The organism is Microbacterium sp. Soil_C_42, from assembly GCF_057656735.1.
Genome location: NZ_JBDGJU010000001.1, coordinates 310,360 through 334,628 on the forward strand (window position 1 = coordinate 310,360; position 24,269 = coordinate 334,628).

At 71.0% G+C, this 24,269-nt stretch carries 27 protein-coding genes and 1 tRNA gene; 8 read left to right on the top strand and 20 right to left on the bottom strand.

Annotated elements, in window-relative coordinates:
• Positions 1–54: 54 nt before the first annotated feature.
• Genes AC3A46_RS01410 through folE form a run of 4 tightly spaced genes read right to left on the bottom strand, consistent with a single transcriptional unit; the run spans position 55 to position 3,518 of the window.
• Complete coding sequence (locus AC3A46_RS01410; RefSeq protein WP_487663459.1) at positions 55–762, bottom strand: pyrimidine reductase family protein; 708 nt, start codon at positions 760–762, stop codon at positions 55–57.
• A complete protein-coding gene (gene folP, locus AC3A46_RS01415; protein WP_487663460.1) occupies positions 762–1,670 on the bottom strand; it encodes a dihydropteroate synthase in 909 nt (302 codons plus the stop codon). Before folP ends, AC3A46_RS01410 begins: the two co-directional genes overlap by 1 nt.
• The gene (locus AC3A46_RS01420) at positions 1,667–2,887 is read right to left on the bottom strand and encodes an NAD(P)/FAD-dependent oxidoreductase (protein WP_487663461.1); all 1,221 of its coding nucleotides are present in this window, start codon (positions 2,885–2,887) and stop codon (positions 1,667–1,669) included. Before AC3A46_RS01420 ends, folP begins: the two co-directional genes overlap by 4 nt.
• Positions 2,888–2,915: 28 nt before the next feature.
• Complete coding sequence (folE, locus tag AC3A46_RS01425) at positions 2,916–3,518, bottom strand: GTP cyclohydrolase I (protein ID WP_235560224.1); 603 nt, start codon at positions 3,516–3,518, stop codon at positions 2,916–2,918.
• A gap of 102 nt (positions 3,519–3,620) precedes the next feature.
• Here folE and AC3A46_RS01430 point away from each other — a divergent pair, with 102 nt between their 5' ends.
• From AC3A46_RS01430 to AC3A46_RS01445, 4 genes are all read left to right on the top strand, one after another.
• Entirely contained in the window at positions 3,621–4,313 is a 693-nt protein-coding gene (locus tag AC3A46_RS01430) for a helix-turn-helix transcriptional regulator (protein ID WP_487663462.1), read from the top strand.
• A 64-nt stretch (positions 4,314–4,377) separates the two neighbouring features.
• The gene (locus AC3A46_RS01435; RefSeq protein ID WP_045298162.1) at positions 4,378–5,070 is read left to right on the top strand and encodes a response regulator transcription factor; all 693 of its coding nucleotides are present in this window, start codon (positions 4,378–4,380) and stop codon (positions 5,068–5,070) included.
• 133 nt (positions 5,071–5,203) lie between these two features.
• Positions 5,204–6,868, top strand: coding sequence for a sensor histidine kinase (locus AC3A46_RS01440; RefSeq protein WP_487663497.1), 1,665 nt, complete (start codon positions 5,204–5,206; stop codon positions 6,866–6,868).
• Positions 6,869–7,007: 139 nt separating this feature from the next.
• Entirely contained in the window at positions 7,008–7,295 is a 288-nt protein-coding gene (locus AC3A46_RS01445; RefSeq protein WP_487663463.1) for a WXG100 family type VII secretion target, read from the top strand.
• A 79-nt stretch (positions 7,296–7,374) separates the two neighbouring features.
• Here AC3A46_RS01445 and groL read toward each other — a convergent pair whose 3' ends face one another.
• The 5 genes from groL to AC3A46_RS01470 all read right to left on the bottom strand — a co-directional run bounded on the left by groL (position 7,375) and on the right by AC3A46_RS01470 (position 11,427).
• Positions 7,375–8,994 (bottom strand): chaperonin GroEL, encoded by a 1,620-nt coding sequence (gene groL / locus AC3A46_RS01450; RefSeq protein ID WP_045298156.1) that lies wholly within the window; start codon positions 8,992–8,994, stop codon positions 7,375–7,377.
• 188 nt (positions 8,995–9,182) lie between these two features.
• Entirely contained in the window at positions 9,183–9,383 is a 201-nt protein-coding gene (locus tag AC3A46_RS01455) for a cold-shock protein (RefSeq protein WP_045298154.1), read from the bottom strand.
• A gap of 130 nt (positions 9,384–9,513) precedes the next feature.
• Positions 9,514–10,083: a LytR C-terminal domain-containing protein gene (locus tag AC3A46_RS01460; protein WP_487663464.1), complete on the bottom strand. Its 570-nt coding sequence runs from the start codon at positions 10,081–10,083 to the stop codon at positions 9,514–9,516.
• A gap of 66 nt (positions 10,084–10,149) precedes the next feature.
• A complete protein-coding gene (locus tag AC3A46_RS01465) occupies positions 10,150–10,398 on the bottom strand; it encodes a DUF3263 domain-containing protein (protein WP_045298149.1) in 249 nt (82 codons plus the stop codon).
• Positions 10,399–10,407: 9 nt separating this feature from the next.
• Positions 10,408–11,427 (bottom strand): DUF2332 family protein, encoded by a 1,020-nt coding sequence (locus tag AC3A46_RS01470; RefSeq protein ID WP_487663465.1) that lies wholly within the window; start codon positions 11,425–11,427, stop codon positions 10,408–10,410.
• A gap of 201 nt (positions 11,428–11,628) precedes the next feature.
• On the opposite strand from AC3A46_RS01470, the gene msrB reads away from it, so the two are divergent.
• Together msrB and AC3A46_RS01480 are read left to right on the top strand one after the other, a co-directional pair.
• The gene (gene msrB / locus AC3A46_RS01475; protein ID WP_487663466.1) at positions 11,629–12,039 is read left to right on the top strand and encodes a peptide-methionine (R)-S-oxide reductase MsrB; all 411 of its coding nucleotides are present in this window, start codon (positions 11,629–11,631) and stop codon (positions 12,037–12,039) included.
• Positions 12,039–12,584: a nitroreductase family protein gene (locus tag AC3A46_RS01480; RefSeq protein ID WP_487663467.1), complete on the top strand. Its 546-nt coding sequence runs from the start codon at positions 12,039–12,041 to the stop codon at positions 12,582–12,584. The genes msrB and AC3A46_RS01480 overlap by 1 nt, the downstream gene beginning before the upstream one ends.
• A gap of 38 nt (positions 12,585–12,622) precedes the next feature.
• On the opposite strand, the gene pucL is transcribed toward AC3A46_RS01480, so the two are convergent.
• From pucL to AC3A46_RS01535, 11 genes are all read right to left on the bottom strand, one after another.
• Positions 12,623–13,522 carry a factor-independent urate hydroxylase gene (gene pucL, locus AC3A46_RS01485; protein ID WP_487663468.1) on the bottom strand — a complete coding sequence of 300 codons (900 nt, stop codon included), beginning with the start codon at positions 13,520–13,522 and terminating at the stop codon, positions 12,623–12,625.
• 1 nt (position 13,523) lies between these two features.
• On the bottom strand, positions 13,524–13,850 hold the full coding sequence (gene uraH / locus AC3A46_RS01490) for a hydroxyisourate hydrolase (protein ID WP_487663469.1): 327 nt from the start codon (positions 13,848–13,850) through the stop codon (positions 13,524–13,526).
• Positions 13,847–14,344: a 2-oxo-4-hydroxy-4-carboxy-5-ureidoimidazoline decarboxylase gene (gene uraD / locus AC3A46_RS01495; protein ID WP_487663470.1), complete on the bottom strand. Its 498-nt coding sequence runs from the start codon at positions 14,342–14,344 to the stop codon at positions 13,847–13,849. The genes uraH and uraD overlap by 4 nt, the downstream gene beginning before the upstream one ends.
• A gap of 25 nt (positions 14,345–14,369) precedes the next feature.
• On the bottom strand, positions 14,370–14,840 hold the full coding sequence (gene bcp / locus AC3A46_RS01500) for a thioredoxin-dependent thiol peroxidase (protein ID WP_487663471.1): 471 nt from the start codon (positions 14,838–14,840) through the stop codon (positions 14,370–14,372).
• Between the two features lie 41 nt (positions 14,841–14,881).
• Complete coding sequence (locus tag AC3A46_RS01505) at positions 14,882–15,796, bottom strand: HpcH/HpaI aldolase/citrate lyase family protein (RefSeq protein ID WP_310292564.1); 915 nt, start codon at positions 15,794–15,796, stop codon at positions 14,882–14,884.
• 57 nt (positions 15,797–15,853) lie between these two features.
• Positions 15,854–17,203, bottom strand: coding sequence for an allantoinase AllB (gene allB, locus AC3A46_RS01510; protein ID WP_487663472.1), 1,350 nt, complete (start codon positions 17,201–17,203; stop codon positions 15,854–15,856).
• A 13-nt stretch (positions 17,204–17,216) separates the two neighbouring features.
• Positions 17,217–18,029: a bifunctional allantoicase/(S)-ureidoglycine aminohydrolase gene (locus AC3A46_RS01515; RefSeq protein WP_487663473.1), complete on the bottom strand. Its 813-nt coding sequence runs from the start codon at positions 18,027–18,029 to the stop codon at positions 17,217–17,219.
• Entirely contained in the window at positions 18,026–19,297 is a 1,272-nt protein-coding gene (locus tag AC3A46_RS01520; RefSeq protein WP_487663498.1) for a DUF6986 family protein, read from the bottom strand. Before AC3A46_RS01520 ends, AC3A46_RS01515 begins: the two co-directional genes overlap by 4 nt.
• 129 nt (positions 19,298–19,426) lie before the next feature.
• A complete protein-coding gene (locus AC3A46_RS01525) occupies positions 19,427–20,383 on the bottom strand; it encodes a DMT family transporter (RefSeq protein ID WP_487663474.1) in 957 nt (318 codons plus the stop codon).
• Between the two features lie 67 nt (positions 20,384–20,450).
• A tRNA-Thr gene (locus AC3A46_RS01530) sits at positions 20,451–20,526 on the bottom strand.
• 38 nt (positions 20,527–20,564) lie between these two features.
• Entirely contained in the window at positions 20,565–21,512 is a 948-nt protein-coding gene (locus AC3A46_RS01535) for a DsbA family protein (protein ID WP_487663475.1), read from the bottom strand.
• Between the two features lie 240 nt (positions 21,513–21,752).
• Between AC3A46_RS01535 and AC3A46_RS01540 the strand changes: the two genes are divergently transcribed.
• Together AC3A46_RS01540 and AC3A46_RS01545 are read left to right on the top strand one after the other, a co-directional pair.
• A complete protein-coding gene (locus AC3A46_RS01540) occupies positions 21,753–22,856 on the top strand; it encodes an ABC transporter ATP-binding protein (RefSeq protein WP_487663476.1) in 1,104 nt (367 codons plus the stop codon).
• A gap of 73 nt (positions 22,857–22,929) precedes the next feature.
• Positions 22,930–24,237, top strand: coding sequence for a DUF4032 domain-containing protein (locus AC3A46_RS01545; protein ID WP_487663477.1), 1,308 nt, complete (start codon positions 22,930–22,932; stop codon positions 24,235–24,237).
• Positions 24,238–24,269 lie beyond the last annotated feature (32 nt).

Genomic DNA, 24,269 nt, shown 5'->3' on the forward strand with positions numbered 1-24,269 from the left:
AGGTCATACTACGCTTATAGTGCTGTCGGCACTAGGTATGTAGTAGACAAGGGATCAGTCGAGCGCGTAGCGTAAGAAGACGAAGCCCTCGTCGTCGGTCACGACGCTCTCGAGGGTGGACCGCCGGTCCGCCTCGGCGGCGGCCTGCACGATGCGCCCGGCCTCTCCGCCGACGAACCGCGGCGCGAGCGTGACGCACACCTCGTCGACGAGGTCGGACTCCAGCAGCGCACCGAAGAGGTGCGGACCGCCCTCGCACAGCACCTGCGTCCAGCCGCGACGCGCGAACGCGTCCAGCATCGCCGCGAGATCGATGCCGTCCTCCCCGCACGCCATCACCGATGCCACCGACTCGAAGCGCTCACCGTCCGCAGCGGCGGCAGCATCCGTCGTCACGATCATCGGGCGCCGCACCGCCTCGGCGAAGACCGCGTCGCCCGGATCGAGGTGCAGGCCGCCGCTCACCACGGCGAGCGCGGGCTGGTCGTCGAGTCTGCGGGCGCGGCGCCACTCGACGTCGTGCCGATCGACCTTCAGGCCCCCGTAGCCTTCGGCGCGCACGGTGCCGGCACCGACGAGCACGACGTCGGCCATCGCGCGCAGCACCTGCATGAGCTCGCGGTCGGTGTCGCCGCCGAGCGCGCCGCTGCGACCATCGAGGGTGACCGCCCCGTCGGCGCTCGAGACGAAGTTCATGCGCACACGCGTGCCGTCGCGGCCGTGGAGCGCATAGGCCTCGAAGAGCTCGGAGCGGGTGGGCATCAGTCGTTCCCCTCGGGTCGGGTGTTGTGCAGCTCGTAAGCCGGCCGGCGCCAGCCGAGGATCGCCTCCACCATGCGCATCGCGTCGACGGTCTCGCGCACGTTGTGGGCACGCACGATGCGCGCGCCGTTCAGCGCGCAGAACACGGCCGCGGCCAGCGACCCGGGAAGGCGGTCGCCCTTCTCCCGATCGAGGGCTTCGCCGACGAAGTCCTTGTTCGAGAGCGCCACCAGCAGCGGCGCTCCGAGCCCGGCGAGCTCGCCCAGGCGCCGGGTGAGCTCGAGGGTCTGCCGCGTGTTCTTGTTGAGGTCGTGGCCCGGATCGAGCACGATGCGCGAATCAGGGACGCCGCGCTCTCTCGCCAGCTCGCGTCGCGCGACGAGGAACTCGGCGACGTCGCCGATCACGTCGTCGTAGTGCGGGAGCGGATGCTGCGTGCGAGGTGCGGCGAGACTGTGGGCGATCACCACCCCGGCGCCGCCCCGTGCGACCACCTCGGCCATCTGCGGATCGTGCAGGCCCGTCGTGTCGTTGATGATCGCGGCGCCCGCGTCGATCGCCGCCCGCGCGACATCGGGGTGGAACGTGTCGACGCTCACGCGTGCGACCGGCGCCAGCTCGCGCACGACGGGCACGATGCGAGCGATCTCCTCGTCGACCGGCACCGGCGGGCCGGGCGCGAACTTCACGCCTCCGACGTCCACGATCTCGGCGCCGGCCTCCACAGCGGCGAAGCCCGCCGAGACCGCAGCATCGAGCGCGAACGTCGCCCCGCGGTCGTAGAAGGAGTCCGGCGTGCGGTTCACGATCGCCATCACCGCGATGTGCCGCGACAGGTCGAGCGCACCGCCCGGCAGGTCGAGCACCGGAGCGAGCAGGGCCGAGGCGGTGTCGGGCGCGAGTGTCACGGGATCAGGTCCTCCAGCGGAACCTCGGGGTCACGCAGCCGGTCGGGGTCGATCCTCGCGCCGGAGCGGATGAGGTCCTGCACCTTGTCGTTCACGTCCCACACGTTGACGTTCATGCCCGCGACGATACGGCCGTCATCCACCCAGAAGGCGATGAACTCGCGCGCGTCGAGATCGCCGCGCACCACGATCTCGGCATCCGTCATCAAGGGCGCGTACCCCGACAGCTCCATGCCGAGGTCGTACTGGTCCGTGTAGAAGTACGGGATGTCGTCGAAGGATGCCGGCTGCCCGAGCATCGACCGCGCCGCGACCTTGCCGGCGTTCAGCGCATTCGCCCAGTGCTCGCTCCGCAGATGCCGCTGCAGCACGGGGTGGAAGGCGTTGGCGATGTCTCCCGCGGCGTACACGTCGGCCGCGCTGGTGCGCAGCGCCTCGTCGGTCAGGACCCCGTTCAGGATGTCGAGCCCCGCCTCCTCGGCGAGCACCGTGTTCGGGGAGGCACCGACTCCGACGAGTACGAGGTCTGCGGGAAGGGTCTCGCCGTCGACGACGACACCTTCGGCACGCCCGTCGCCGACGATGCGATCCACGTCGACCGACGTGCGCAGGTCGACACCGTGCTCGAGGTGGAGCGTGCGGAAGACCTCCCCCATCTCGGCGCCGAGCGCCATCGCAAGCGGCACCGCGTCGCGCTCGAGGATCGCGACCTCGTTGCCGAATCCGCGCGCCGTCGCTGCGACCTCCATGCCGATCCAGCCCGCGCCGATCACCACGAGCCGCTTGCCGCCGTCGCGCAGCTGCGCCCTGAGCTCGTCGGAGTCGTCCAGACGCCGCAGCGTCGTGACCCCGGGCAAGTCGTGGCCGGCCAGCGGGATCATCCGCGGTGTCGCGCCCGTCGCGAGCAGAACGGCATCGTATGTCAGCCGCTCACCGTCCTCGAGTTCCACCGCGTGCGCGGCGGGCTCGAGGGAGGTGACCGCGACGCCGGTGATCAGGCGGATCCCGCGCTCCTCGTACCACTCGGCGGGATGCAGGACGACGGCATCCAGGTCCTCGGTCCCCGCGAGATACCCCTTGGACAGCGGAGGGCGCTGGTAGGGCGGATGCGCCTCGGCGGTGACGACGGTGATGTCGCCGTCGAACCCCTCGTCGCGCAGGGCCTCGGCGGCCGTTCCGCCGGCAAGTCCTCCCCCGATGATCAGCATGTGGCTCATGACGACTCCTCTCGCCCGTGTCGACGCGTCAGACGGGGCGCGCTCCGATGAATCGTGCCTGCAGCGCCGGGTCGGCGGCGAGCGCTCCGCGGAACGCCGTGGTCGTGGTGAGGGCGGTGTCGGTCCGGACTCCGCGCGCGGACATGCACAGGTGCTCCGCCTCGACGACGACGCCGACCCCGCGCGGGTCCAGTGCGGTCTCCAGCGTGCGCGCGATCTGCACCGTCAGCGACTCCTGCACCTGAAGCCCGCGTGCGTGGTGCGCGACGACGCGCGCGAGCTTCGAGAGGCCTACCAGGCGATCGCCGGGCACGTAGCCCACCGTGGCGGTGCCGCGGAACGGCAGCAGATGGTGCCGGCAGAGCGACACGAACGGGATGCCGCGTACGACGACCGGCTCGTCGTACGCATCCTCGTTCGCGAACGTGGTCATCTCGAACGGCTCGGGCGTGGTCATCTCGATGAACGCGTCGGCGACGCGCCGCGGCGTCTCGGCCAGGTCGCCCTCGTCCGGATCGAAGCCCAGCGCCGCGAGCAGATCGCCGACGGCGATCATCGCCGCGTCGCGATCGATCGGAGCCTCGTCAGGCAGGGCGTGCAGCGCCGTCGCGTGCGCCGGGGTCGACATCATCCCCACTCCTTCGTGTTGAGCACGGTCGGCTCGTCTGATCCCGACGGTAGAACTCCCCGATTCTTTTGTCAAGATTCCTGGTTTTAGAGGTAGACTCACGCCGTGAGCATCCTCACCCCCAACCGCGCCGAGGCGGTCGCGGCACTCGCCGATCCGCAGCGTCGCGAGCTGTACCGCCTCGCGACCGAGCGTCCGATCGGCCGCGACGAGGCCGCGGCCGCATTGGGGATGCCGCGGAGCACGGCGGCGGTGAACCTCGATCGACTGGCGGAGGCCGGCCTCCTGACGGTGTCGTACGAGCGGCGTTCGGGTCGCACCGGCCCGGGCGCGGGGCGCCCGGCGAAGCTCTACCGCGCCGCCGACGCCGAACTCGCCGCCACCATCCCGGAACGCCACTACGAGCTGGCCGGGGAGCTGCTCGCCGCCGCGGCCGCGGAGGCCGACGAACGAGGGGTGCCGGTGCGCGATGCGCTCGACGCCGAGGCATTCGCCGCAGGCGCTGCGATCGGCGCCGGATGCGCCGACCTCGAGGCGGCGCTCACCCTGTGCGGCTACGCGCCGCGCGCGAAGGACACGCTCCCCGCGGGCGGCGGGGAGGACGCAGCATCCGCCGCCGATCTCGTGCTCGAGAACTGCCCCTTCCATGCCCTCGCGAGCCGGCACACCGCCCTCATCTGCGGAGCGAACCTCGCGCTCGTCCGGGGCCTCGCGACCGCCACCGGCGATGAACGGACGCCTGCGCTGGCACCCGCGGCGGGCCGTTGCTGCGTCGAGATCCGGCAGAGCGCCGGCTGACGGATTCTCGGCCGCGTCGCCGGATATCCAGGCGCCGCATCGGTTCCGCCGACATAATGAGGGCATGACCGCACCGCGCATCCTCGTCGTGGACGACGAACCGAACATCCGCGACCTGCTGATCACGAGCCTGCGATTCGCCGGATTCCAGGTACGGGCCGTCTCGAACGGCGCCCAGACGATCTCGGCGGTGCTCGAGGAGGAGCCGGATCTCATCATCCTCGACGTGATGCTGCCCGACATGAACGGGTTCAGCGTCACCAAGCGCCTCCGCGGCGCCGGCTACACCGCGCCGATCCTCTTCCTCACCGCCAAGGACGAGACCGAAGACAAGATCACCGGCCTCAACGCCGGCGGCGACGACTACGTCACCAAGCCCTTCAGCCTCGACGAGATCGTCGCCCGCATCCAGGCGATCCTGCGCCGCACGATGCAGGCCGACGAGGAGTCCGTGATCCGCGCCGGCGAGATCACGATGGACCAGGACACCCACGACGTGCAGGTGGGCGACGCGTCCATCGACCTCAGTCCCACCGAGTTCAAGCTGCTGCGCTACCTCATGCTCAATCCCAACCGCGTGCTGTCGAAGGCCCAGATCCTCGACCACGTCTGGGAATACGACTTCAACGGCGACGCGGGGATCGTCGAGAGCTACATCTCTTACCTGCGCCGCAAGATCGATCCGCACTCGTCCGAGCCGCTCATCCAGACCAAGCGCGGCTTCGGCTACATGCTGAAGGCCGGCAAGACCGCTTAGCCTGGAAGCGCCGCCCGGCGCGGCAGCGAGCGAGGGGGACGATCTGGCGCACAAGCCCGACGCGATCACCCGGTGGTGGCGGGGCACGAGTCTGCGCGCGAAGGTCACCGGGGTCACCGTCGCGCTCCTCGGGATCGGACTCATCGCCGCCGGCGTCGGCACCGCGCTCTTCCTGCGCAACTCGCTGATCGACGGCGTCGAGGCCCAGCTCCTCACCCTCGGAGGCAGCGAGGCGGCGGCCCCGCTGCTCGAGTTCTCCTCGGTGGACGGCCGCCTCACCGTGGAGGAGAAGGACAACACAGGCTCGGACTACTTCGTCGCCGTCTACGAGCCGACGCAACCGGAGGACAACCTCCTCGCCCTCGCCGGCGGGCGGGGCGGCCCCGCTCCGGACGTGCCCAGCACTCTGACGCCCGAGACCGCGGTCACGGACGACGGCACTATCGAACCGCTCACGTCGCGCGACGGCGAAGTCGAGTTCCTGTCGACCGTGTCGATCCAGCAGTCCGAAGACACCGGCATCCTCTACCCGCAACTGGTCGCCCTCCCGCTGGGCACCGTCAACCGCACGATCGCGCAGTACATCGGCATCTACTCGATCCTCGCGCTCGTGGTCCTCATCGCCGGCGCGGTGGCGACGCGCTTCCTCGTCACCCTGACCTTCCGCAGCCTCGGCCAGGTCGAGTCGACCGCCGACGCCATCGCGGGCGGCGACTTCAGCCTGCGCATGACCGACATCGAGCCCACGACGACCGAGGTCGGCCGCCTCAAGACCGCGATCAACGCGATGCTCGACCGCGTCGACGCGGCGCTCTCGCAGCGTGACTCGACGGTGCGGCAGATGCGTCGGTTCGTCGGCGACGCGAGCCACGAGCTGCGCACCCCGCTGGTCACGGTGCGCGGCTACGCCGAGCTCTACCGCATGGGGGCCATCCGCGGCGACGAAGACATCGCCCAGTCGATGGAGCGCATCGAGAAGGAGGCCATCCGCATGGGTGTCCTCGTCGAGGATCTGCTCGCACTGGCCCGGCTCGACGAGCGCCGCGATGTCGTGATCGGCCCCGTCGACCTGCGCCCCATCGCCCGGGACGCCGCCCTCGACGTGCGCGCCGCCTCGCCGATGCGCCCGGTCACCGTCATCGACACCACGATCGGCGAGCCCGCGCTGCCGCCCGAGGACGAGGCATCCGTCCCGCCCGAGACGAAGCGCCGTGCCGGCGGGCCGTCCGCCATGTCGCGCGCAGGTGCGACGCTGTCGCTGCTGCGCCGCCGCCCGAAGCCGGTGCCGGCGGCGGGCGCCGCGGCGAGTGCGGCGCTGCCGACGATCCTTCCCGACGCCGAGCCGGGGCCGGCCGTCGACGGGCTCCTTCCGGTGGTGCTCGGCGACGAGAACCGCATCCGCCAGGTCGTGACGAACCTGCTGGGCAACGCGCGGCGCTACTCGTCGGAAGAGTCCCCGGTCGAGCTGCGCGTCGGAGTCGACGTGCGCGACCGCATGGGCTGGATCGAGGTGATCGACCACGGCGAGGGCGTGCCCGACCAGATCAAGGACAAGATCTTCCAGCGCTTCTGGCGCGCCGACACGTCCCGCACGCGCGAGACGGGCGGGTCCGGTCTGGGCCTGTCGATCGTCGCGTCGATCGTCGAGGCGCTGCACGGTTCGGTCGGGGTCGTCGACACGCCGGGCGGCGGCGCGACGTTCCGCGTGGCGTTCCCGCTCGCCGACGCCCGCGACGCGGCCGAGCACGTCGACCTCGCGACCCAGCCGATGGCGAGGCTCACCGACGCTCCAGAATGAGCGTCTCCTCCCCAGCCGCGGCCCGCGACGCATCGTGCACAGCTGACGACGGATGCCTCGGCCAAGCCTCGTCCGACCCCTAACGTGGCCTCACCGCGGCTCGGCATCCGGCCCGCCGCACGTTGATCAGGAGCCCCGAATGGCCGTCTTCACCGTCGACAGCGACAGCATCCTCACCTCGACCGCCACAGTGCGCGGCACGATCGACCGGCTGCAGGCGGAGTCGAACGCGATGCTCGCGCAGCTCACGCAGCTGCAGTCCTCGTGGACCGGGGCGGCCTCGGCCGCCTTCGCCGGAGTGGTCGAGCAGTGGCGCGCCACGCAGCGTCAGGTCGAGGAGTCGCTGACGAGCATCAACGCCGCGCTGTCTACGGCGGGCCGCCAGTACGCCGACACCGAGCTCGCCACCACGAGCCTGTTCCGCTGACCCCCACCGGAACGCAGAACGGCCCCTCCGCGAGGAGGGGCCGTTCTGTGAACGCGTTACGCGGTCGTGGAATTCTGGATCAGAAGTCCATGCCACCGGTCGGGTCGCCGACGGGAGCGGCAGCCTTCTCGGGCTTGTCGGCGACGACGGCCTCGGTCGTGAGGAACAGGCCGGCGATCGACGCGGCGTTCTGCAGCGCCGAGCGGGTCACCTTGGCGGGGTCGATGATGCCCTGCGCGAACAGGTCACCGTACTCGCCCGTCGCGGCGTTGAGGCCGTGGCCGAGCGGGAGCTCCGACACCTTGTTCGCCACGACACCGGGCTCGAGACCCGCGTTGAGGGCGATCTGCTTGAGCGGAGCCTCGATCGCGACGCGCACGATGTTGGCACCGGTCGCCTCGTCACCGGTGAGCTCGAGCGAGTCGAGAGCCTTGCGGCCCGACTGGATGAGCGCGACGCCACCACCGGCGACGATGCCCTCCTCGACGGCAGCCTTCGCGTTGCGGACGGCGTCCTCGATGCGGTGCTTGCGCTCCTTGAGCTCGACCTCGGTGGCCGCGCCCGCCTTGATGACGGCCACGCCGCCGGCGAGCTTGGCGAGGCGCTCCTGGAGCTTCTCGCGGTCGTAGTCGCTGTCGGTGTTGTCGATCTCGCGGCGGATCTGGGTCACGCGACCCTCGATCTGGCCCGCCTCGCCGGCACCCTCGACGATCGTGGTCTCGTCCTTCGTGACGATGACCTTGCGCGCACGGCCGAGCAGGTCGAGGGTGGCGTTCTCGAGCTTGAGACCGACCTCCTCGGTGATGACCTGGCCGCCGGTGAGGATCGCGATGTCCTGCAGCTGCGCCTTGCGACGGTCGCCGAAGCCGGGAGCCTTGACGGCGACCGACTTGAAGATGCCGCGGATCTTGTTGAGCACGAGGGTCGCGAGAGCCTCACCCTCGACGTCCTCGGCGATGATGACGAGCTCCTTGCCGTCCTGGATCACCTTGTCGACGACGGGCAGAAGGTCCTTGATGTTCGAGATCTTCTGGTTCGCGATGAGGATGTACGGGTCCTCGAAGACCGCCTCCTGGCGCTCCGGGTCCGTGACGAAGTAGGGGTTGATGTAACCCTTGTCGAAGCGCATGCCCTCGGTGAGCTCGAGCTCGGTGCCGAAGGTCTGCGACTCCTCGACGGTGACGACGCCTTCCTTGCCGACCTTGTCGATCGCCTCAGCGATGAGCTGGCCGATCTCCGGGTCAGCGGCCGAGATGGACGCGGTCGCGGCGATCTGGTCCTTGGACTCGACCTCCTTGGCCGACTCGAGCAGCTCAGCGGTGATGGCCGCGACAGCCTTCTCGATGCCCTTCTTGAGCGAGATGGGGTCGGCGCCGGCCGCGACGTTGCGCAGGCCCTCGCGGACGAGTGCCTGGGCGAGGACCGTGGCGGTCGTGGTGCCGTCGCCGGCGACGTCGTCGGTCTTCTTGGCGACCTCCTTGACGAGCTCCGCGCCGATCTTCTCGTACGGGTCGTCCAGCTCGATCTCCTTGGCGATGGAGACACCGTCGTTCGTGATCGTGGGGGCGCCCCACTTCTTCTCGAGCACGACGTTGCGACCGCGCGGGCCGAGCGTCACCTTGACGGCGTCGGCCAGGATGTTGAGGCCGCGCTCGAGGCCGCGACGGGCCTCCTCGTCGAAAGCGATGATCTTTGCCATGTGTGTGTCGTCCCTCCGGAACGTTGGCTTTGGGTATTAGCACTCAATGAAGACGAGTGCTAAATCATTCTGGCACTCGACCCTATCGAGTGCAAGCCGCGGGGACGGATGCTGAAACGCAAGGAGACGGGACGCCTTTCGGCATCCCGTCTCCGGTGTCGGTTCAGCGTGGGGCGCTGAGCCGGGCGTCAGACGACGCGCACGGACTCGGCCTGCGGCCCCTTCTGGCCGGAGCCGACCGTGAACTCCACGGTCTGCCCCTCCTCCAGCACGCGGAAGCCCGACATGTCGATGTTCGAGTAGTGGACGAAGACGTCCTGGCCGTCGGCGACGGTGATGAAGCCGAATCCCTTCTCGGCGTTGAACCATTTGACGGTGCCCTGGGTCATGCGTTTCTCCTGTTGCCGGCGGTGCAGGGCTTCATCGTATGCAGGCGAAATCGCGGCATCCGCGCGTTTCGTCACTTGTTGACATGCAGGCACACAAGTGTTTACCGGCGCGAAACACGCACGGGACGGGTCAGGGCGTAGGGGCCGGGGTCTGCCCCGCAGCCGTGCGGTCGACACCGATCACGACGGTGAGCTGCGGCACGCCCTCCGTGGTCGCGGGGTACGCCTCGCTCTGCTCGATCTCGGCGCCTCCGATGACGTCGGCGAGGCCCGCCGCCGCGGCTTCATCAGCAGGATCGACGTAGAACACGGTGGTCGTCGGGAAGTCCTGCGACCCCGCCTCGCCCGCGGTCACCTTGTCATCCGCCCAGCCCGCACCGACGACGACGTCCTTCATCTGCGTCGCGAGCCCCTGCTCGGGGGTCGCGTTGAGGATCATCACGTCGTAGTTCACGTCGACGACCGGCGTCACATCGGGGATCGGTTCGACAGTCGGGGTGGGAGCCGGGACCAGCTCGATGCGTCCGGACGCGAGCAGCGTGCCGAAGATGCCCACGGCGATGAGCACGACGGTCGCCAGTGCGGCCCACAGCAGGACGACCCATCCCCGCATCCGCGGGTTCTCCGCCCGGTGGGCGCCGACGCGGTCCGTCTCCGGCACATCGTCGAAACGATCCCGGGGGAAGCTGGTGGTCGGCACCCGTCGATGCTACCTGCCGAACCCCGGGCGCCCTGCGCGGCCCCGCCCGCGTGGCGCGGCGTGCACTCAGCGCGCGTCTGCGGCGCGGCCGGCGCGCTCGTGCAGACGCGCCTCGCGCAGCCGGCGGAGCCGCTTCACGAGCATGGGGTCGTGCTCCTGCGCGTCGGTCGTGTCGATGAGGCGGCCGAGCAGCTGGTAGTACCGCGCCGGCGACAGGCCGAGGTCGGAGCGGATGGCCTCCTCCTTGGCCCCCGCGTGCCGGCGCCATTCGGCCTCGAAATCGAGGATGGCGCGGTCGCGGTCGGTCAGGGGCACGCGTCCACGCTAGCCCGCGGCATCCGTTCCCCCCGTGCGCCACGCGCGCCAGTGCACGAACGAGCCGAGCGGGTCGACCGCGGCGAGCGCTTCGCCGTCCCGGCCGAGCACGAAGCCGCCCCACGAGGCGGCATCGACGGGAGGGTGCCACCGGTCGTGCAGCGCGGGAGGGTCGATCGTGATCCAGACCGCGTCGAGGGTGCGCACGGCATCGAGGAGGCGTTCGCGTCCGGCACGCGGGATGTGCGGCAGGACCCCCGGCGTCGTGACGACGAGCGTCGCGCCGGCGGGTGCGAGCGCGGCGGCCGCGCGCAGCACCTCCGGGTCGGAGGCGTCGCCGGCGACCACATGCGGCGGGTCCGCGGCGGCGATGTCGAGGGCGGCGGCGATCCGCTCCGTCCTTCCGCTCTCCCCCGGCCACACGAGGCTCGTGAGGAATCGCCGGTCGCCCTCGTCGGAGGCGTCGAGCGGCTCGAGGTCGATCCCGGCGCGCCAGACGACCTGCGGCAGCCGCAGCGGCGGTGCGCCGGTGACCTCGCACTCGAGCACCACCGCCGAAGTGCCGGCATCGGGGTCGAGCGCGAGGACGCCACCGCTCCCCCGATAACGGTACGAATAGCGGTCGGGGTACAGGCACAGCCCGCCGCTCGCGCCGACTTCGAGCAGCGCGACCGGCCCGTCGATCGTCGCGAGGGCCGGGAGCAGGGCCGCGCACCGCTGCGGCTCGTTGGTCTGCAGACGGCGGACGGATGCCTCGGCCACGACCTCGTCGCCGTGCTCGGCGAGCCACGCCGCCCACGCCGGGAACGCGCTCTCGGGCGCGCCGAGCATGCGGGTCACCGCGAACACCAGCGGCGGCTGCCGCCGCGTGGCGGGGATGCGCGCGAGGACGGCCGCGAGCTCCGGAGCGGAGGCGACGCCGTCCGCCCACTCGGCGTACAGCGCCGACCGGCCTGGCGCCTCGTCGCGCGCGAAGCGCGCGTACCGCTCGACGACCGCCGCCTGCTCGCCCGCGTCCGCCCCGCCCATGCCCTCATCCTCCCCCATGCTGTCCTGTCGCATCGTGTCCTCCGGTGAGACGACACTCCGGGGCCGGGACCGTGGGGGAACCCCGAGGTCTCGTCCGCCCCGTGGGGTTTCACGACGCAGGGGGGACGCGGAGCCGCCCCACCGCATCGGTCGCTGGGGTTGAATGGAGGGTGGCCGTTTGTGCGCGGCCGAGGAGGAACCATGACCTACGCCGTCGACAAGAGCGACGCCCAGTGGCGCGAAGACCTGACCGCCGAGCAGTACGCAGTGCTCCGCCAGGCGGGCACCGAGCGGCCCTGGACCGGTGAGCTGCTCGACGAGAGCCGCGCCGGCCTCTACACGTGCGCGGCATGCGGCGCCGAGCTGTTCCAGAGCGGCACGAAGTTCGACTCCCACTGCGGCTGGCCGAGCTTCTACGAGTCCATCCGCCCGGAGGCCGTCGAGCTCATCGAGGACAACAGCCACGGCATGGTGCGCACCGAGGTGCGCTGCGCGAACTGCGGCTCGCACCTGGGCCACGTGTTCCCCGACGGATTCGGCACCCCGACCGGCGACCGCTACTGCATGAACTCGATCTCGCTGCAGTTCACTCCCGGCGAGGGCGCGGCGTGATGTCCGGCGCGCTCGACGCCGCGCTCGCACGGCGGTCGTGGTCGAAGGTGACGGATGAGGCGCCCTCGCACGAGGAGCTCCTCGACTTCGTCGCTGCCGCCGGGCGCGTCGCCGACCACAAGTCCCTGCACCCGTGGCGGCTCATCGAGCTGCGCGGCGCCGATCGACAGCGTCTGGGCAAGGCGCTCAACAAGGCCGAGGGTCACAAGGGCTCGTCGTCGAAGCCGATGCGCGCGCCGCTGATCATCGCGGTGGTGGCGAGCTACAGCAAGACGCACAAGGTGCCGCGGTGGGAGCAGGAGGCCGTCGCCTCCGGCGTCGCGCACGTCTTGAGCCTGGTGCTCGATGAGGCCGGCTGGGGCGTCTTCTGGCGGACGGCGGGCGAGCACACCCGGTCGAAGGTCGTCGCGAAGGCCCACGGCCTGAAGAAGAACGAGGAGCTCCTCGGCTGGCTGTACGTCGGCGGCAAGCCGAAGCGCTCGCGTCCGACCCGCCGCAAGGGCGTCGACGCCACCCGCTTCGTGAGCCGCATGCCGAAGGGCTGACACCGCGCCGCGGCCCTGACGCGCGCGTGGATCCGGCGTCAGCAGAAGCCGGCGATCCCGTGCCACGCGGGGTGGTCACCCGGCACGCCGTCGCGCAGCACCGCCGCCTCGATCAGCCCGTACGGGCGGTCGGCGGCGTAGAAGACCTCGTTGGGGTTGTCGAGCCCGAACGGCGTCAGGTCCACCGCGATGTGGTGCAGGTTCGGCATCGAGAAGCGGATCTCGTCGATCTCGGCGCGGGCCTCGAGCACCCGCCGGCCCATCTCATACAGGGTGTGCTGGAGCGCGAGCGAGTGCGTCCCGGCGAACGCCTCGAGCAGCAGCCGGCGCACCTCGGCGAACGACTCGTCGAACCCGGCGTCGAGGCGGTTGTAACGCCACCTCGCGGTGACGGACGTCGCGAGGATGCGGTCGTCGGTCTCGGCGAGGGTCGTGTACCGGTCGCGCACGAAACCGTGGAACTCCGACCCGGCGGACTTCAGCACCGCGAGGTCGCGCAGCCCCGAGATGACCGTCGCCTCGGCTCCGGCGAACGTGACCACGGCCGTGCGGGTCTCGGTGCCGCCTCGCACGAACGAGTGGTCGTGCCCCTCGCCGTCGACGGGGATGCGGTTCCAGGTGTACTGCTCGGCCTCCCAGCGTCCGCCGGTGACCCCGTCGAACTCCCCGGTGAAGTGTCGCCCCAGCCGGAGCAGGAACTCCTCGGGCGTGCCGACGCCGTCGCGGGCGAAGGCGAACACCGTGTTCTTCTGCGTCTCGGTGGCGACGATCCGCGCGTTGTCCCCCTCGACGTGGGCGGCGGTGAAGTCGCCGCGCAGCTGCGAGGTCACGTCGAGGTCGGTGATCGTGTGCCGCCGACCGTCCCGGTCGACCCGGACGAGCCGCACCTCGGCCTTGCCGTACTGGTTGGGGCCGAGGACGATCGCGGGCTCGGACATGTCAGTTCCCCCGATAGGTCGAGTACGCGAACGGGCTGAGCAGCAGGGGCACGTGGTAGTGCTGCGCGGAGTCGGCGACCGCGAAGTCGATCGACACGACCGGGTAGAGCGTCGCACGCCCCGTCGCGGCGAAGAAGTCCCCGGTCGCGAACGTGAGCCGGTACGTGCCGGCGTCGAGGCGCTCCGGTCCGAGGTCCGAGATCCGGCCGGACTCGTCGGTCACGCCGGATGCGATCTCGGCCCCGTCGGCGGCGGTGAGCACGACGCCGACGCCGCACGCAGGGCCTCCGAGCGCAGCATCCAGCACGTGCGTCGTGATCTGGCTCATGAACCGATGATCCCTTCGAGTCGGAGGACGGCGATCTGCCGCAGCTGTTCCGCCACGACCGGGATCTCCTCCTCCTCAGTGTGGGCCAGCCGCTCCCTCAGCGCACCGAGGATCTCGTCGGCGCTGCGCCCGGCGGCGCGGATGAGGAAGACCCGCGAGAACTTCTCCTCGTAGGCGCGGTTGCCGGCGGCGAGCGCGGCGGCGACGTCGGCGGTCGACTTCCCGATCCCCGCCTGCTCGGATCGCGAGAGGGATGCCTCGGCCCCGCCTCCGCTCGCGCGCTCGCCGATGCGGGGGTGGTGGGCGAGGGCGCCGTCGATCTCGGCCGGCGTCCACCGCGGGGCGCTCGTGCGGGCCGCCGCGAGCATCTCCGCCGTCGTCGCATAGGGTCGCCCTGCGACGACGGCATCGACCCACCGGTCGATGTCGACGCACGGGCGCACCACGGCTCGCGCGGCTTCGGCGTCGAGGCGGTTGAACGCGTCCAGCTCCATCGCTGCGGCGTGCCTGGGTGGGGGCTCAGGCGGCGAGCTGGGCGCGGAGGCGGTCCACATGGCCGTGGGGATCGACCCGGTACTCGGCGGACTGCACCGTGCCCTCGGCATCCAGCACGAAGGTCGATCGGATGAGACCCACGCGCTCCTCACCGTTCACCACCTTGGTCCCCCATGCGCCCCACGCCTCGGCGACGGCGTGATCCGCGTCGGAGAGGAGTGGGAACTGCAGCTGCTCGGCCTCGGCCCACTCCGCGAGCCTCTCGACCGAGTCGGGCGAGATCCCCACGACGGCGACCCCCGCCGCCTGCAGCGAGGCGAGGTTGTCGCGGAAATCGCACGCCTCGGTGGTGCAGCCGGGTGTGAACGCGGCCGGGTAGAAATAGACGACGAGCCGGCGGCCGGCGAAGTCTTCCGGTCGCACCACCGTGCCGGTGGAGTCGGGCAGCGCGAATCCGGGATTCGCGTCGCCCTCGTTCAGGCGGATGTCGGCCATGTCGTCGGTCCCTTCGATGGTTCGTCGCCCGGGGTCGCCGGTCACGAGGTCGGGTGCACCCCGAACGCGAGAGCCAGCTTCTCGATCTTCTGCGCCCGGCCGAGCCTGGGCAAGTCGCTGCCGTCGCGGATCACCCGACCGCGCCCCTCGAAGTCGGCGAGGAAGTCCAGTGCCCACAGCACCTCGCTGGGCGTGGGGCAGATGACCTCGTTGATGACGGGCGCCTGCTCGGCCGCGAGGCAGAGCTTGCCGGTCATGCCCATCGACACCGTGATCGCGGAGTGCTCGCGCAGCGTCGGCATGCTGTTGCCCACGGTCGGACCGTCGATCGGCCCGGGCAGGTTGCCCACGCGGCTGGCGACGACCAGGCGCGCCCGCGGGTACGCCATCGCCTCGGCGTCCGCACTCATGCCGGTGTCGCGGCGGAAGTCGCCGCTGCCGAACGCGAGGCGGAAGGCGCCGCGGGCGCGGGCGATGTGCGCGGCATCCTCCATCCCCAGAGCCGACTCGACGAGGGCGACCACGGGCACCGTGCCGCCGAGGCGGTCGAACGAGCTCGTCACCTGGTCGGCCGACTCGGTCTTGGCGAGCATGATGCCCAGGAGACCGGGCAGGCCTGCGAGGGTCGCGAGGTCGTCTGCCCAGAACGGGCTCAGCGCGTCGTTGACGCGCACCCACGCACGACCGCCGCCCCGGAGCCAGTCGGCGACGTCCTGCCGGGCCTGCGGCTTGTTGCTCGGGTCGACCGCATCCTCGATGTCGAGCACGACCGCGTCGGCGCGCGACGCCGCCATGTCGTCGAACGACTCGGGGCGCGTCCCCGGGACGAGCAGCCACGAGCGCGCGATCGCCGGGTCCACGGCGCGGTGCCGCGCCGGACGCGTGGTGATCAGCGACCGCAGGTCGTCCTCCGCCTCGAGGACTTCTGCACCGCTGCCATAGGGATCTGCCGACATCTCACTCTTCTTCCGTATCGTCACGTCTCACCCGGCCGGAGCGGCCGGTGGCGGCGCTCAGGCCGCGTCGCGACGCAGCAGGCGACCGCGGGGCTCGGCGAAGTCGACCCGCTCGCCCCGCAGGAAGGTCTCGCGCACGACGCCCGACAGGGCGCGGCCGTCGTACGGCGAGACGGGGTTCTTGTGGTGCAGGCGGGCGACGTCGACGACGAACCCGTCATCGGGTGCGAACACCGACAGGTCGGCGTCGACGCCGAGCGCGATCCTGCCCTTGCGGGCGAGGCCCGCCAGGGCCGCCGGACGCGCCGACATCCATTCCACCACCTTCTCGAGCGGGATGCGTCGCCGGCGGGCCTCGGTCCACACGACGGACAGCCCCAGTTGCAACGACGCGACGCCGCCCCAGGCGACGGCGAAATCGCCGTCGCCGGGGTGTTTGAGCTCGAGCGTGGCGGGCGAATGGTCGCTGACGATGCTGTCGATCGTCCCCTCGATCAGCCCCTCCCAGAGCCGGTCGCGGTTGGCCGCCTCGCGGATCGGCGGACAGCACTTGAAGGCGGTCGCCCCGTCCGTCACGTCCTCCGCGGTCAGGGTCAGATAGTGCGGGCACGTCTCGACGGTGAGGCGCACGCCTTCGCGCTTGGCGGCCGCGATGAGAGGGAGCGCGTCCGCGGACGACAGGTGCAGGATGTGTGCGCGGGCGCCGGTGCGGCGGGCGCGGCCGATGACCTCGGCGATCGCGACGACCTCGGCCGAGTGCGGGCGCGACGCGAGGAATCGGTCGTAACGCGCCCCGTTCGCGTGCGGGGCGTGCTCGATCGTCGCCGCGTCCTCCGCGTGCACGATGAGCAGTCCGCCGAACCCGGCGAGTTCGGCCATGTCGCGCTCCATCTCCGCGGCGTCGAGGGGAGGGAACTCGTCCACGCCCGAGGGCAGCAGGAAGCACTTGAACCCGAAGACGCCGGCGTCATGCAGAGGGCGCAGCTCCCGCGTGTTGCCGGGGATCGCGCCACCCCAGAACCCGACGTCGACGAACACCTGGTCGCGCGCGGTCAGGCGTTTGACCTCCAGGGCCTGCACCGAGACGGTGGGCGGGATGCTGTTGAGGGGCATGTCGATGATCGTGGTCACGCCGCCGGCCGCCGCGGCCTTCGTGGCCGAGGCGAACCCCTCCCACTCGGTGCGCCCCGGCTCATCGACGTGCACGTGGGTGTCGACCAGGCCCGGCAGCAGCGCCTCGTCGTCCTGCAGCTCGACCTCGTCGTGTCCGCGCAAGCCCGTGCCGAGCGGCTCGATCGCGACGATGAGTCCGTCCGCGACCGCGACCTCGCACGGCAGGAATCCGCCGTCGGTGAGCACGCGCCGGCCGCGCACGACCAGGTCGTGCGGCAGCATCCGTTCCGTCATGAATTCTCCGCTGTCAGGTGAGCCGGATCTGGCGGTTGACGTCCTTGTACAGCAGGTACCGGAAGGGCTCGGGGCCGCCGGCGTAGCAGGCCTGCGGACAGAAGGCCCTGAGCAGCATGTAGTCGCCGGCCTCGCACTCGACCCAGTCGTCGTTGAGCCGGTACACCGCCTTGCCCTGCAGGACGTAGAGCCCGTGCTCCATGACATGGGTCTCGGCGAACGGGATCGTGCCACCGGGCCGGAACGTGACGATGTTGACGTGCATGTCGTGCGAGAGGTCGTCGGGATCGACGAAGCGGGTCGTCGCCCATGCGCCGTCGGTGTCGGGCATGGCGCGCGGCTCGACGTCCTGGTCGCGCGCGATGAACGACGTGGGCACCGGGACCGACTCGACCGGCTCGTAGGCCTTGCGGATCCAGTGGAAGCTCGCCGGCTCCTCACCCTCGTTGGCCAGTGACCACGCCGCGCCCGGCGCGAGGAACGCGTAGCCGCCCGGGTCGAGCACATGCCGCTCCCCCTCGAGGACGAGCGTGAGCGCGCCTGCGGTGACGAACACGACGCCCTCGACACCGCGCTCGGCCTCGGGCCTGTCGGCTCCCCCGCCGGGTGCGATCTCGACGATCAGCTGCGCGAACGTCGTCGCCGAACCCGCGACGGGCCGCGCCAGGATCCACGACCGCGTGTGCGTGAACCCCGGGAGGTTGCTCGTGACGATGTCGCGCAGCACGCCCTTCGGGATGAACGTGTACGCGGGCTTCACCACGGCGCGATCGGTGAGGAGCGCGGTCTGCGGCGGCAGTCCCCCCTGCGGCGTGTAGTAGCTCATGCGTGCCCCTCGGTCGTGGTGTGCGGCGGATCGGCGAGCGCGGCGAGTGCGGCGAGATCGAGGCCCGCGGCATCCGTCAGCTCGTCCTCGGCGATGGCCCCGCAGGCGACGCCGCGGGACACGAACGCCGCCAGCGCGCGGGCGGTCGCCGGTTCGTCGAGGATCCCGCCCTCGACCCGGTCGACGTACGCTCGCAGGCGCTCCACGGCCGGAGCGAAGCCCTCCCGGTAGAACAGGGCGTTGGCGACGAACCGCGGGACGAGCTGCGCGGGATGCAGGTCCCAGCCCTGGAAGAAGCCCCGCTCGAGCGAACGGCGGGTGAGCCGTGCGCTCAGGCGCCACGCTGCGCGCACCGCGTCCGCGTCGCCCACCGGGAGGATGTTCGTCGACCCGTCCGACAGCCGCACCCCGGTCTGCGCCGCGGCGACCTGCATCACGTTCTTGGCGTGGTCGGCCGCCGGGTGGTCCATCGATTGGTACGCCGGGGCGACGCCGAGGGCGGCGCTGTAGTCGTACGTGCCGTAGTGCAGCCCGCTCACGCGGCCGTGCGCCGCGTGGATGGCCGCCGCCAGCGGCGAGGTCCCGTCCGCGGCGAGCACGATCTGCGGGGTCTCGACCTGCATCTCGAACCGCAGGCGACCGGCTGCGAGCCCGTGGTGCTGCTCGAGGCGGTCGCACAGCCGCGCCATCGCCTCGACCTGCGCGACGGTGGTGACCTTCGGCAAGGTCACCCGGAGGCCGTCCGGCAGATCGCCGGCGGCGAGCAGCGTCGACAGGAACAGATCGAGAGAACGGATGCCGCGTCCTCGCGTCGCTCGTTCGAGACCCTTGATGCGGATCCCGAAGAAGGGCGGCGCCTCCCCGCCGGCGACCGCCGCGAGCAGCCGCTCCGCGGCGCGTCGGACGTCGGCGTCCTCGGTCTCGTCGCCCCGGTCTCCGTACCCGTCCTCGAGGTCGAGGCGAAGGTCCTCGATCGGCTCGGACGCGAGCTTCGCCGTGACGCGCGTCGCGACCTGGGCGGCGAACGCCTCCGGCACTCCGAGGTCGAGGGCGACGGCCTCCATGCCCCCGTGGTCCTCGACGGCCTCCCGTGCCGCGGCGCCCCACTCCCGGGGCAGTGCCGGCGCGTATCGATCGGCGGCGACGTAGACGGTGTGCACAGGCTGGCGCGTGTCGTCGTCGCCGGGGTAGCCGTCCGCGAGGAGCCGGTCGGTGGGCGCGAGGAGTCGATCGATGCCGAGAAGCTCCTCGGGCGTCAGCGCGAGCACGGCACGATCGGGCGGTCGTGCGCCGAGGGCGCGCGACGGGAGGGTGCGGCGCGGATGCAACCCCTTCGGCACGGTCTCAGCATGCCACCCCGCGGTGCGGCCCGGGGTGAGGCGACGATGTGCGCGATGTCAGTGGCCGCGGCGCGGCATCCTTCTCCACGGCACGGCGGCGACGACCACCGACAGGATTGCCAGCGTCGACATGAGGAGGGAGGCGCCGATCGTCGGCGCGGCCCGCGTCGGCCAGAGCGCGTCGATGAGGACCGAGGTGACGACCTGCCCGACGACGGTGCCGAGGCCGAGCAGCAGGACACCGGTGTACGGCACGAGGGCCGCCGCGAGGAAGATGTAGGTCACGCCGATGACCCCGCCGAAGTACAGCCACGGATCGGACGGGAACGTGGTCGGGGGTCCCGCGATCGCGGTGTGGATGAGCTCGGCCGCACCGAGCACCGCCGTGCCGCCGATGAAGTTGACGAGGGTCGCCGTCAGCGGTGTGCCGACGCGCTGACGCAGCCGGCCGTTGACCGCCGACTGCCACGCGATGCCCGCGCCGACGAGGAACGGCAGCACCAGGAGCACCAGCGGCGCGTGCACGCCTCCGGCGAGCGACACCGCGGCGGCCAGCACCGCGAGCGCGCCGCCGACCAGGCGCGCCGGCGTCACCGCGACGACACCGGCCGGCCCGACGCCGGCGCGGTCCAGCAGCAGCCCGCTCACCGTCTGCCCGGCGACGACCCCCACGGTGAACAGCGCCACCCCGATGATGCCGACCGCGAGCGACTGCGTGGCGACCGAGAGCGCCCCGGCGACGCCACCGCACAGCATCCAGATCGGGATCCTCCGCTCGCGCAGCCCCGTCGCCAAGGCGCCGAATCCGCGCCGTCCCTGCGGCAGCACGGCCGACAGCACGACGAGGACGATCAGCCCCGAGCCGAACGAGATCACGGCGGCGGCGAACCCGTCGCCGATGCGAACGCCGAGCTGGCCGTTGATGCGCGCCTGCACGGCGGTGAGGATGCCGATGAGTGCGGCGCCGCCGAGGCCGATCCATGCAGGCAGGCGGCGTGCGGTCACCCGATCCATCCTCTCCTGCCCGCGGGACGGGAGCCCGCCACGGGGCGCGCACCCGCGGCGACGAGTCGCCGGAAACTGGAGCCGACTACGGGACTTGAACCCGTAACCCCCGTATTACAAGTACGGTGCGCTACCAATTGCGCCAAGTCGGCAGAGCGCCCAGTCTAGCGGCGCCCGCGCGAGGATCCGATCAGGGAGCCGTCGGCGTCGGCGTCGGCGTGGGGGTCGGCGTCGCCTTGTAGTACGCGTCGCTGGCGACCGTCAGCACGAACTGCGCGAACTCCTTGGGGTCGTCGAGCTTGCCCACGTACTGCGTGCCGTTGACCAGCACCATCGGAGTGCCGGTGAGGGCGACGCCGTCCGTTCCCGGGAGCTCCTTCAGCGCCTGCTCGGTCGCCGACTTCGCCCACGACGCGTAGGACTGGTCCTCGATGCATGCGCGGACGACCTTGCCGCCGTCGAGACCGGTCGCCTGCGCGAGCGTCGCGAGCTCCTCGTCGCTGAGGCCGTCGGAGTCGACCTCCGGCTGCTGGCGCAGCAGGGCGTCGTTGAACGCGAAGAAGTAGTCGGGCGAGTTCTGGGCGACGCAGGCCGCGGCGCCGGCGGCGCGCAGCGAGTACTTGGTGCCGTTCGACTTCGCGGTGAGCATGGCCACCGGGTAGTACGTCAAAGTGGCGGCGCCGTCATCGATCCACTGCGAGAGCTGCTTCATGTTCGCGAGCTGGAACTCGCGCGAACCCGTCGAGAGGTAGTCGACGTACACGCGGATGTCGACCGCCGGCGCGTCCGTCGGGGTCGCGGTGGGAGTCGGCTCGGTCTCGGGAGTCGTGCTCGCCTCGCCTTCGACGAGGCCGCCGGCGCTGGGGTCGTCGGCGACGCCCGCTCCGGTGACGTCGGTGACGACGAAGCCGCCGTCGACGCCCTTGGCGGGGCTCATGGTCGGCTTCGATGCGCTCGACGAGACGGTCCACGTCACCACGACGGCGATGACGGCCACGAACGCGAGGGCGACGACGAGCAGCGACGTGCGTCGGATCAGACGCGCTCGCGACTGGCGCGCCTTCACCTGCTGCGCCTTCTCGCGCACGGCGTCGCGGCGCTCGCTGGGCGCGGCGTTCTGTGACTCGTCGCTCGACATGGAACCTCTCGGGGCGGAAGGGGGGCAGCGAATCGGCGTGACCATGGATTCGCACTGGCCAGGCGGGAAAGCGGCCGTCCACGATGCTAGTCAGCCACCCTGGGAAATGCCCAGACGCAAGCTCCGCGCGCGCCGTGTCATACTGTTCCTTGCGCCCGATGGCGGGCGTGCGGGTAAGCCCCCGCTCATTCCTCACTACGGATCGTCCGGCACGTACCTGCCGGTGAAGGAGAAGAGAACATGGCGTCCGTCACGTTTGACAACGCAACTCGTCTGTACCCCGGGGGCACTCGCCCCGCTGTGGACAAGCTCAACCTCGAGGTCGCCGATGGCGAGTTCCTGGTTCTCGTCGGCCCGTCGGGCTGCGGCAAGTCCACGTCGCTGCGCATGCTGGCCGGCCTCGAAGAGGTCAACTCGGGCCGCATCCTCATCGGCGACCGTGACGTCACCGACGTCCCCCCGAAGGACCGCGACATCGCGATGGTCTTCCAGAACTACGCGCTGTACCCGCACATGACGGTCGCCGAGAACATGGGCTTCGCGCTCAAGATCGCCGGCGTCGGCAAGGAGGAGCGCGCCGCTCGCGTCCTCGAGGCCGCGAAGCTCCTCGACCTCGAGGAGTACCTGACCCGCAAGCCGAAGGCCCTCTCGGGTGGTCAGCGTCAGCGCGTCGCCATGGGCCGCGCGATCGTCCGCCAGCCCCAGGTGTTCCTCATGGACGAGCCGCTGTCGAACCTCGACGCCAAGCTCCGCGTCCAGACCCGTACGCAGATCGCGTCGCTGCAGCGCCGCCTCGGCGTCACCACGGTCTACGTCACGCACGACCAGACCGAGGCGCTCACCATGGGCGACCGTATCGCGGTCCTCAAGGACGGCCTCCTGCAGCAGGTCGGCACCCCGCGCGACCTCTACGAGAAGCCGAACAACGTGTTCGTCGCCGGCTTCATCGGCTCGCCCGCCATGAACCTGTTCCCGGCGCACATCGCCGAGGGCGGCGTGCAGTTCGGCGACCGGGTCGTGGGCGTCGAGGCTGACACGCTCGGCAAGGCGCACGGCTCGGAGGTCACCATCGGGGTCCGTCCCGAGGACATCCAGGTCGCTCCCGAGGACGGCAAGGGCCTCACGGTCACCGTCGACCTCGTCGAGGAGCTCGGCGCCGACGGCTACCTCTACGGTCACGCCGACGTCGCCGGCAAGCGCACCGACATCGTCGCGCGCGTCGACGGCCGCCGTCACCCGATCGCGGGCGACAAGGTCACGCTGGCTCCGGTCCCCGGACACGTCCACGTGTTCGACATCGAGTCGGGCGAGCGCCTCACCGACAAGGCGATCGCCGCGGCGTAACCGCTGATTCGTTCGCGACGGCGCGGGTGGGAGCTTCTTCCCCCCGCGCCGTCGCCCTTTTCCAGGAGGGTATGTGCCTGACGCCCTGAGCATCACCGCCTCGAGCGTCGATCCGGGGCTGCTGACGCTGCCGTGGTCGACACCGCTCGGAGAGTGGCCGTCGAGCCACATCGTGTTCCTGCCCAAGGGCATCTCGCGCCACCTGGTGCGGTTCGCCAATCTCTCGGGCCGGGTGGTCGCCATCAAGGAGACGACCCAGGCCATGGCGCAGCGCGAGTACGACATGCTCGGCAACCTCGCCCGCCTGGACGTGCCGTGCGTCGAGCGCGTGGCCGTGATCGCCGGACGAAAGGATTCTGCGGGCGAGCCGCTTCCCGCGGCCCTGGTGACGGCGCACCTGAAGTTCTCGCTCCCCTACCGCGCCCTGTTCACGCAGGTGCTGCGCCCCGACACCGCGACGCGCCTCGTCGATGCGCTCGCGCTGCTGCTGGTCCGCCTCCACAACGTCGGCTTCTTCTGGGGCGACGTGTCGCTGTCGAACACGCTGTTCCGCCGCGACGCGGGCGCGTTCGCCGCCTACCTCGTCGACGCCGAGACCGGCGAGCTGCACGAGAGCGGCCTGACCCCGGGCCAGCGCGCGCACGACCTCGACGTCGCCCGCACGAACATCGCCGGCGAGATCATGGACCTCGAGGCCGGTGGGCGCCTCGAAGGCGGCGTCGACGCGATCGCGATCGCCGACGGCATCGTGTCGGCGTATCACTCGCTGTGGGCGGCGCTCACCGACGAGGAGACGTTCCGGGCCGACGAGGCGTACCGGCTCACCGAGCGGGTGCAGCGGCTGAACGACCTCGGATTCGACATCGGCGAGATGTCGATCCAGGCCACGACCGACGGCACCCGGGTGTCGATCCAGCCGAAGGTCGTCGACGCCGGCCACCACCAGCGGCGTCTGCTGCGTCTGACCGGCCTCGACGTCGAGGAGAACCAGGCCCGGCGCCTGCTCAACGACCTCGACGAGTTCCGCGTGCGGATCTCACGCCTCGGCGACGACGAGGAGATGGTCGCCCACGAGTGGCTCACCCGGGTGTTCGAGCCGGTCGTCAAGGCGATCCCCTGGGACCTGCGCTCGAAGCTCGAACCCGCCGAAGTGTTCCACCAGCTGCTCGAGCACCGCTGGTACCTGTCCCAGGCCAAGGGCAAGTCGGTGCCGCTCGCCGAGTCCCTGACGAGCTACATCGACAACGTGCTGCGCCACCGCCGCGACGAGGCGACCCTGATGGGTCCGCCGACCGAGACCGTGTCGCTGTCCGTCATCACATCGTCCAACCCCGTGATCGACGACGACGAGGACGACATCGACTGGCGCGACCTGGTCTGAGACCGTCTCGCCTCGCCCGACGACGAAAGGGT

Excerpts from the sequence above, each read along its gene's own strand:
- AC3A46_RS01410 (WP_487663459.1), bottom strand. The coding sequence starts at position 762 with ATGCCCACCCGCTCCGAGCTCTTCGAGGCCTATGCGCTCCACGGCCGC.
- AC3A46_RS01420 (WP_487663461.1), bottom strand. The coding sequence starts at position 2,887 with ATGAGCCACATGCTGATCATCGGGGGAGGACTTGCCGGCGGAACGGCC.
- folE (WP_235560224.1), bottom strand. The coding sequence starts at position 3,518 with ATGATGTCGACCCCGGCGCACGCGACGGCGCTGCACGCCCTGCCTGAC.
- AC3A46_RS01435 (WP_045298162.1), top strand. The coding sequence starts at position 4,378 with ATGACCGCACCGCGCATCCTCGTCGTGGACGACGAACCGAACATCCGC.
- AC3A46_RS01445 (WP_487663463.1), top strand. The coding sequence starts at position 7,008 with ATGGCCGTCTTCACCGTCGACAGCGACAGCATCCTCACCTCGACCGCC.
- groL (WP_045298156.1), bottom strand. The coding sequence starts at position 8,994 with ATGGCAAAGATCATCGCTTTCGACGAGGAGGCCCGTCGCGGCCTCGAG.
- AC3A46_RS01455 (WP_045298154.1), bottom strand. The coding sequence starts at position 9,383 with ATGACCCAGGGCACCGTCAAATGGTTCAACGCCGAGAAGGGATTCGGC.
- AC3A46_RS01470 (WP_487663465.1), bottom strand. The coding sequence starts at position 11,427 with ATGGGCGGGGCGGACGCGGGCGAGCAGGCGGCGGTCGTCGAGCGGTAC.
- msrB (WP_487663466.1), top strand. The coding sequence starts at position 11,629 with ATGACCTACGCCGTCGACAAGAGCGACGCCCAGTGGCGCGAAGACCTG.
- AC3A46_RS01480 (WP_487663467.1), top strand. The coding sequence starts at position 12,039 with ATGTCCGGCGCGCTCGACGCCGCGCTCGCACGGCGGTCGTGGTCGAAG.
- pucL (WP_487663468.1), bottom strand. The coding sequence starts at position 13,522 with ATGTCCGAGCCCGCGATCGTCCTCGGCCCCAACCAGTACGGCAAGGCC.
- uraH (WP_487663469.1), bottom strand. The coding sequence starts at position 13,850 with ATGAGCCAGATCACGACGCACGTGCTGGATGCTGCGCTCGGAGGCCCT.
- uraD (WP_487663470.1), bottom strand. The coding sequence starts at position 14,344 with ATGGAGCTGGACGCGTTCAACCGCCTCGACGCCGAAGCCGCGCGAGCC.
- bcp (WP_487663471.1), bottom strand. The coding sequence starts at position 14,840 with ATGGCCGACATCCGCCTGAACGAGGGCGACGCGAATCCCGGATTCGCG.
- AC3A46_RS01505 (WP_310292564.1), bottom strand. The coding sequence starts at position 15,796 with ATGTCGGCAGATCCCTATGGCAGCGGTGCAGAAGTCCTCGAGGCGGAG.
- allB (WP_487663472.1), bottom strand. The coding sequence starts at position 17,203 with ATGACGGAACGGATGCTGCCGCACGACCTGGTCGTGCGCGGCCGGCGC.
- AC3A46_RS01515 (WP_487663473.1), bottom strand. The coding sequence starts at position 18,029 with ATGAGCTACTACACGCCGCAGGGGGGACTGCCGCCGCAGACCGCGCTC.
- AC3A46_RS01525 (WP_487663474.1), bottom strand. The coding sequence starts at position 20,383 with ATGGATCGGGTGACCGCACGCCGCCTGCCTGCATGGATCGGCCTCGGC.
- AC3A46_RS01535 (WP_487663475.1), bottom strand. The coding sequence starts at position 21,512 with ATGTCGAGCGACGAGTCACAGAACGCCGCGCCCAGCGAGCGCCGCGAC.
- AC3A46_RS01540 (WP_487663476.1), top strand. The coding sequence starts at position 21,753 with ATGGCGTCCGTCACGTTTGACAACGCAACTCGTCTGTACCCCGGGGGC.